This window comes from Methylobacterium sp. WL12 (genome assembly GCF_008039475.1).
Classification (GTDB): Bacteria; Pseudomonadota; Alphaproteobacteria; order Rhizobiales; family Beijerinckiaceae; genus Methylobacterium; species Methylobacterium cerastii.
The window spans coordinates 26,103-33,415 of sequence record NZ_VRUW01000052.1 but is presented as its reverse complement, the minus strand read 5'-3'; the positions used below and the strand labels follow the sequence as shown (position 1 = coordinate 33,415).

General features: G+C 72.1%; 8 protein-coding genes. 6 read left to right on the top strand and 2 right to left on the bottom strand.

Features of this window, described 5'->3' with window-relative positions; all coding sequences use genetic code 11:
• The 3 genes from FV226_RS18065 to FV226_RS18055 form a co-directional block, all read left to right on the top strand.
• Positions 1 to 537, top strand: a 537-nt coding sequence (locus FV226_RS18065) for a nucleotide-binding domain containing protein (RefSeq protein WP_187278787.1), incomplete at its 5' end; no start/stop codon positions are given.
• A gap of 219 nt (positions 538 to 756) precedes the next feature.
• Positions 757 to 1,737, top strand: coding sequence for a D-erythronate dehydrogenase (gene denD, locus FV226_RS18060; RefSeq protein ID WP_147763971.1), 981 nt, complete (start codon positions 757 to 759; stop codon positions 1,735 to 1,737).
• Between the two features lie 93 nt (positions 1,738 to 1,830).
• Complete coding sequence (locus FV226_RS18055; protein ID WP_147754354.1) at positions 1,831 to 3,696, top strand: glycoside hydrolase family 15 protein; 1,866 nt, start codon at positions 1,831 to 1,833, stop codon at positions 3,694 to 3,696.
• A 74-nt stretch (positions 3,697 to 3,770) separates the two neighbouring features.
• Here FV226_RS18055 and dut read toward each other — a convergent pair whose 3' ends face one another.
• Complete coding sequence (gene dut / locus FV226_RS18050; protein ID WP_147763970.1) at positions 3,771 to 4,244, bottom strand: dUTP diphosphatase; 474 nt, start codon at positions 4,242 to 4,244, stop codon at positions 3,771 to 3,773.
• A 99-nt stretch (positions 4,245 to 4,343) separates the two neighbouring features.
• On the opposite strand from dut, the gene FV226_RS18045 reads away from it, so the two are divergent.
• From FV226_RS18045 to FV226_RS18035, 3 genes are all read left to right on the top strand, one after another.
• A complete protein-coding gene (locus FV226_RS18045) occupies positions 4,344 to 5,108 on the top strand; it encodes a DUF429 domain-containing protein (RefSeq protein WP_147763969.1) in 765 nt (254 codons plus the stop codon).
• Between the two features lie 11 nt (positions 5,109 to 5,119).
• Positions 5,120 to 5,644, top strand: a complete 525-nt coding sequence (locus FV226_RS18040) for an NUDIX domain-containing protein (RefSeq protein ID WP_147763968.1) — start codon at positions 5,120 to 5,122, stop codon at positions 5,642 to 5,644.
• A 64-nt stretch (positions 5,645 to 5,708) separates the two neighbouring features.
• Positions 5,709 to 6,374 carry a carbonic anhydrase gene (locus FV226_RS18035; protein WP_147754358.1) on the top strand — a complete coding sequence of 222 codons (666 nt, stop codon included), beginning with the start codon at positions 5,709 to 5,711 and terminating at the stop codon, positions 6,372 to 6,374.
• Between the two features lie 136 nt (positions 6,375 to 6,510).
• Here FV226_RS18035 and FV226_RS18030 read toward each other — a convergent pair whose 3' ends face one another.
• Complete coding sequence (locus FV226_RS18030) at positions 6,511 to 7,236, bottom strand: DUF4142 domain-containing protein (protein WP_147763967.1); 726 nt, start codon at positions 7,234 to 7,236, stop codon at positions 6,511 to 6,513.
• Positions 7,237 to 7,313: the final 77 nt, after the last annotated feature.

Sequence of the window (7,313 nt, the reverse complement as noted above, 5' to 3'; positions counted from 1 at the left end):
GCCGACGCCATGGCGGGCGCGCCGGTCGGCGGCCACGCCGCGTGCCTCGCCGGCAGCTGCTCGCAGGCGACGCTGGCGCAGATCGAAGCCGCGGCCGCGCACATGGCCGTGCTGCACCTCGACATCGAAAAACTCATGGCCGGCCCCGCCGAACGCGAGGCGGCCCTCGCCTGGGCCGCCTCGCGCCTCGCCGACGGCCCGGTCCTGATAGCCAGCAGCGCCGCGCCGGACGCCGTGCGCGCGTTGCAGGCAAAGCACGGCGTCGCCGCCGTCGGCCACGCCGTCGAGGCGGCCCTGGCGCGGCTCGCCGCGGACCTCGTCGCCCGCGGCGTCCGCCGCCTCGTCGTCGCCGGCGGCGAGACCTCCGGGGCGGTGGTCGACCACCTCGGGCTGAAGGCCTTCCTGCTCGGGCCCGAGATCGCCGCCGGCGTGCCGGTTCTGCGCACCGCCGGCGGCGACCCGATGCTGCTGGCGCTGAAGTCCGGCAACTTCGGCGGTCGCGACTTCTTCCTGCGCGCCCTCGACCTGATGCGGTGAGCGGGGTTCTCTTACCGGCTGCCCGTTTCACCACCGTCGTTCCAGGGCTGCGAAGCAGAGCCCGGAACCCAGAGCCGCCGAGGCGGCAAGGTCCGGCACCGCCGGCGGTTCTGGATTCCAGGCTCGCCCATGGCGCCCCGGAATGACGGTGGTGAAACGGCTGGCCGGAGGATCGGCGCACCCAATCCCATCGTCAGCCCACCGCCCAAGGAGCTTCCCATGCACGCCCTGATCCTCGGCGCCGCCGGCATGATCGGCCGCCGCCTCACCAAGGCCCTGGTCGCATCGGGCACCGTCGGCGACCACCCGCTCGACGCGCTCACCCTGATCGACGTGGTCCAGCCCGACGCGCCCGCGGGTTTTGCCGGCACCGTCCGCACCGAGGCCGCCGACCTCACCGCGCCGGGGGCGGCGGACGCGGCGATCGCCGGGCGCCCGGGCATCGTGTTCCACCTTGCAGCCGTGGTCTCGAGCGAGGCGGAGGCGAACCTCGAGCTCGGCTACCGGGTCAACCTCGACGGCACCCGCCTGCTGCTCGACGCGATCCGCCGCGCGCATGCGGCGGACGGCTACCGGCCGAAGGTGGTGTTCACCTCCTCGCTCGCGGTGTTCGGGCCGCCGCTGCCGCCGGTGATCGGCGACGACTGGATCGTCACGCCGGCCTCCTCCTACGGCACCCAGAAGGCGATGGGCGAATTGCTGCTCGCCGACTATTCCCGCCGCGGCTTCCTCGACGGCATCTCCTTACGGCTTCCGACGATCTGCGTGCGCCCGGGCAAGCCGAACAAGGCGGCGTCCGGCTTCTTCTCCGGCATCATCCGCGAGCCGCTGGCCGGCCGGCCGGCGATCCTGCCGGTGCCGGACACCGTGCGGCACTGGTTCGCCAGCCCCTCAGCCGCCACCGGCTTCCTGCTCCACGCGGCCGGGCTCGACTTCGGCCGCCTCGGCCTGCGCCGGTCGCTGACGCTGCCGGGCGTGTCGGCCACCGTGGCGGAGGAGATCGAGGCCTTGCGCAAGGTCGGCGGCGACAAGGCGGTCGCCCTGATCCGCCGCGAGCCCGACGACGCGGTCGCGCGCATCATCGAGACCTGGCCCGAAGCCTTCGCCACCGACCGCGCGCACGCGCTCGGCTTCACCGCCGACGCCTCGTTCGACGCGATCGTCGCCGAGCACGTCGCGGAATTCCACGCCGGGGCGTGAGCCCGCATTATAAACCTATGTGACATTTCGTCGGGCGCGGTCGAACCGGGCGGGCGGCGCGTTAGAACGGGTCGAGCCCCCGGGAAACGCATCTTGTATAAACCCATCGAAGACTACGCCGTCATCGGCGACACCCACTCGACCGCGCTGATCGCCCGCGACGGCTCGGTCGACTGGCTGTGCTGGCCGCGGCACGACTCCCCGGCCCTGTTCCTCGCGCTGCTGGACGACGACAAGGGCGGCTCCTGCCGCATCGCGTTCGAGGGCCTGCGCTCGACTTCGCGGCGCTACCTGCCCGAGACCAACGTGCTGGAGACGACCTTCGTCACCGAGACCGGCAGCGCCCGGCTCGTCGACGTGATGCCGGTCAACCCGCCGACCCCCGAGCCCGAGGAGGGCCCCGACGGCGAGGGCGAGAGCCGGCTCGTCCGCCTGCTCACCTGCCTCGACGGCCACGTCGCCGGGCGCTTCACCGTGCGCCCGACCTTCGACTACGCTCGCTGCGACGGCATCCCAATCGCCGACGGCGCCACGGTGCTGTTCGAGGCCGGCAAGCAGCGGCTGCGCGTCAACGCCGCGCCGGAGCCGAGCCTCGACGGCGCGATCGCCGAGAGCCGGTTCGCCCTCGGTGCGGGGGAGACCGCCTACCTCGTGCTCACCCACGGCGAGGACGGCGAGCGCGCCGCGATCGACGACTTCGCCGGCGCCGAGAGCCGCGCCGAGGCCACCATCGACTACTGGCGGCGCTGGAGCGACCGCTGCACCTATCACGGCCCCTATCGCGACGCGGTCCTGCGCTCGGCGCTCTGCCTCAAGCTGCTGACCTACTCGCCGACCGGCGCCATCGTCGCAGCCGCCACGGCCGGCCTGCCCGAGGCGGTGCCGGGCAACCGCAACTACGACTACCGCTTCACCTGGATGCGGGACGCGACCTTCACGGTCACCGCCTTCGTCATGCTCGGCTACGTCCGCGAGGCCTCCGAGTTCCTGCGCTTCCTGCGCGAGGCGGACGGGAGCTTCGGCCGCGACACGAAGCTGCTCTACGGCATCGCCGAGGCGATGCCGCCGGAGGAGGAGCTCGACCACCTCTCGGGCTGGCGCGACGTCGGGCCGCCGCTCGTCGGCAACGCCGCCGAGGGCCAGGACCAGCACGACATCTACGGCGAGCTGATCCGGGCGCTGTGCGTCTTCCTCGAAGCGGTCGACTACGACCCGCCGGAGAAGGTCAACGATCGCCTGCCGGAGGTGCTCGACAACCTCACCCGCCGCGCCATCGCCTGCCGCGACGCGGCCGACGACGGCATCTGGGAGCTGCGCACCGGCCCGCGCCAGCAACTCCACACCAAGGCGATGCTGTGGGTGGCGCTGAACGACGCCGCCCGGATCGGCCGCAACATCGAGGGCGTCGCGCCGGAGAAGATCGAGACCTGGGAGCGGATCGCCGCCGAGATCCGTGCCGACTACCTGGAGAAGGCCTGGAACGAGGAGCGCCAGGCCTTCACCGGCGCCTACGGCTCGCACCACCTCGACGCGGCGGTGCTGCGCGCGGCCCTGTTCGGGGCGATCGACCCGAGCGACCCGCGCCTGCGCAAGACGCTCGCCGCGATCGAGGACGAGCTCGGCGTCGGCGACCTGATCTACCGCTATCGGATGGACGACGGGCTCGCCGGAGACGAGGGCACGTTCACGGCCTGCGCGTTCTGGCGCGTCGGATGCTTGGCGCTGGACGGCCGCACCGGCGAGGCCAAGGCCGCGTTCGAGCGCCTGCTGGCACGGGGCAACGACGTCGGCCTGTTCGCCGAGATGATCGACCCGAAGACCGGCGAGCAGCGCGGCAACACCCCCCAGGGCTTCTCGCACATGGCGCTGATCAACGCGGCCCTCCGCCTGCAGGACACGATCGGCCGTTTTGGGCTTCCCGAAGAGGGCTGCGCCGCGGTGAAGGCGGCGGCGGAATAGGCTTACAAACTGGGCTTGCGACCGGCCGCCCCCTCTTTCCTCCCCCTTTGCGGGGAGGGAAGCGCGCATGTCCATCACCGCCCACTCGATCCGAACCCGCCACCACCCCGCCCGGACGCCGTCTCGTCCGCCTCGAAGACCACCAAGCGCGGCCGTGCGACGCGCGTAAAAACCAGTTGCGCGATGCGGTCCCCCGGCGCGATCTGGATCGGGTCGCCCGTCGGGTTGCGGTTCCAGGCCGAAACCATTAGCGGGCCCTCGTAGTCGGCGTCGATCACCCCGGTGCCGTTGCCGAGCACCAGGCCGGCGCGATGGCCGAGGCCGGACCGGGGAACGACGAGTCCGCACCAGTCGGGATCGCGGATCAGCACGGCGAAGCCCGCGGGGATCAGCACCGGGGCGGCCTGCGGCGCGAGGTCGAGGGGCGCGTCGAGGCAGGCGTGGAGGTCGAGGCCGGCGGCCTGCGCCGAGCCCCAGCGGGGAAAGCCCCAGCCCGCCAGCCGCGGATCGAGCCCGCGGATGCCGACCTCGGGGAGCCCGGCGCTCACGGACGACGCTCGGTCATGGCGGCCCTTTTCGTTTGCACGGCGGTCGGTCAGACGAACGCGCCGATACCGTTCCCCGGACGGCGAGACAAGGAGGCCGGCATGGCGCGCTGGATCGCGGGACTCGACGGCTGCCGCGGCGCCTGGGCGGGGGTGCTGCTCGACCTCGACGACCCAGGCCGCCACCGGGCGGCCCTGTTCGAGACCGTCGCCGCCTGCCTCGACGGACCGGAGGCGCCGGTCTCGGTCGGGATCGACGTGCCGATCGGCCTGCCCGACCGCGCGACGGCCGGGGGACGCGCCGCCGACCGGGCTGCGCGCGCCTACCTCGGCGCCAACCGGTCGAGCGTCTTCCCGGTGCCGCCGCGGGCGGCGATCTTCGCCGACGACTACACGGCGGCCAAGGCCCTGTCGCGGGCCAACAGCGCGCCACCCTTCGCGCCCTCGATCCAATGCTTCAACATCTTCCGCTACATCCGCGCGGTGGACGACCTGCTCCACTCGCGGTCCGCGCTGACGGCGCGCCTGCACGAGGTGCATCCCGAGATCGCCTTCCGCCGCCTCAACGGCGACCGGCCGCTCGGTGCGGGCAAGAAGGGGCCGCAGCGCCAAGCCGGACTGGACCTCCGCCGGGCGCTCCTCGTCGCCGCCGGTTTGCCGGAGACGCTGGTCCACGGCGCGCGGCCGCGCGGGGTCGGGGCGGACGACCACCTCGACGCGATGGCCGGCCTCGTCGTCGCCCGCGACATCCTCCTCGGACGCGCGCGCCCCCTGCCCGACCCGCCGGAGCACGACGGGCACGGCCTGCCGGCGGTGATCTGGATGCCGGCGCCCCCTCGAAGAGGCACGCGGCCGGAATCCTGCTAACGACGTGGACCATGAGCGAACAGACTAGCGCACAGCCCCTCGGAATCCGCCACGTCGCCCGCGCGCTGGTGTTCGATCCGGCCGACCGGCTTCTGCTGATCGAGTACGAATCGGTCCACGCGATCGAGCCGGACGGCAAGCCGCTGCGATTCTGGTTCATGCCCGGCGGCGGGCTGGAGCCCGGCGAGGACCACGTCACGGCCTGCCGGCGCGAGCTGTCGGAGGAGATCGGCCGCGCCGACTGCCCGATCGGCCCGCAGGTCGCGGCCTGCGACGGCCCGTTCCACCTGTTCCGCCAGTCACGCGACGCGCGCGAGCGCTACTTCCTGGTGCGGCTCCCCGACGACCGCGTCGACACCAGCCGCCTGATGGAAACCGAGGACAACCCGCTTCACGGCACGCGCTGGTGGAGTGTCTCCGAACTGCTCTCAACCGAGGCGCGTATCGAGCCGGCCGGCCTCGGGGAACTCGCCGCGCGCTTGGTCGCCGGGCACGTTCCGGAGGCCCCGATCATCCTGAATTGGCGACAAACTTGAGCGTGGAACAGGGTGCTCAGGCTGTTCGTTCCGTGACGGAATCTTCCTTTTGTCAGGAGACATCATGTTCCCAACCGCGCTGACCGACGGCTACCGCTCCTTTCTGTCCGGCCGCTTCCCGACGGAGCGCAAGCGCTTCCAGGAACTCGCCTCGGCCCAGGAGCCAGAAACCCTGGTGATCAGCTGCTGTGACAGCCGGGTCGCACCGGAGGCGATCTTCGACGTGGGGCCGGGCGAGCTGTTCGTGATCCGCAACGTCGCCGCGATCGTGCCGATCTACGAGACCGGCGGCGACTATCACGGCACCTCGGCGGCGATCGAGTTCGCGGTGCAAGGCCTCAAGGTGAAGAACATCGTCGTCCTCGGCCATGCCAGCTGCGGCGGCATCAAGGCCTACGCCGACAAGGCCAAGCCGCTCTCGAAGGGCAACTTCATCGGCAAGTGGGTCTCGCTGGTCGAGCCGGCCGAGGCCAAGGCGGGCGATTCGAGCGCGCCCGAATACCTCACCCGCCTGGAGCACGGGATGGTGAGCCAGAGCCTGGAGAACCTGATGACCTTCCCGTTCATCAAGGAGCGGGTCGAGGACGGTAGCCTGCAGCTCCACGGCGCGCATTTCGGCGTGGCCACCGGCGACCTGCTGGTGCGCGATCCGGAGACCGGCGACTTCAAGCCGGCGGCGGACCGGAACGGCGAGCCGCTGCGCCCGTCCGCGCTGATCAGCTGCAACTGAGGATAATCGAGCGGGCGCGTCCACCGGAGCGCCCGCGCAAGGGGTTTCGGACACGAAAAAGGGCGGCGGGCTCGATGGCCCGCCGCCCTTTTTCGTCAGCCCCGCCCGGCGTCGCCGCCGGGCGGAAGCGCTGTGATTACATCGCGTCGCGGGCGCCCGGCAGGCGCTGGGCCATGCCGTAATGGTGCTGCAGCACCGGCAGCGCCTGCTGCGCGTAGGTGCGGAGCGCCGGGTTCGGGCCGGACGAGGCGTAGGCCTCGGTCATGCCGATCGTCATCCGGTGCGCCTGGACCTGCTGGCTCACGTAGAGCCGGTCGAAGCGCGCGCCCGACGGGGTCGCGGAAAGCTCCGCCAGCATCGCCTGCTGCTCGGGGCTCGGCTGGACCACCGTGGTGCCGGCGGTCTGGTCGACGTCCACGCCGCCGAGGCGGCTGCCCGCCGCCGCACCGCGCTGGGCGCCCGAGCCGAGACCCTCGAGCCCGCCCACCGGGCCGCCGCTCAACGTGCCGCCGACAACGCCCGCGGCCGCGCCGGTCGCGGCGCCGACGGCACCACCGGCTACCGCCAGCGGCGCGCCGATCAGGCCGTCGACCGGACCGCCGACGACACCGCCCTGCGCGGCGACGTAGTTGCGGTCACCGCCGACGAGGGCGACGTTGGCCGAGCGGTGGTCGCGGATCGCTTCCTGGGCATAGGTGCGGATCTGCGGGTTGCGCGACTTGGACAGCGCGATCTGGCTCGACTGGATCTCGAAGGCGTTCGCCTGGAGCGCCTGCAGGCGGAAATCGCTCAGGCCCTGGGCCATGGCGGGGGTCGAGACGGCGACGGCGAGGGCGGACAGGACTGCGTACTTCTTCAGCATTGAAAACCTCTGGTCACGAATGGTGAGCGTGCAAGCCGTCATCGTTGCATCGCCCGGACCGGAATCAACCGATGCGG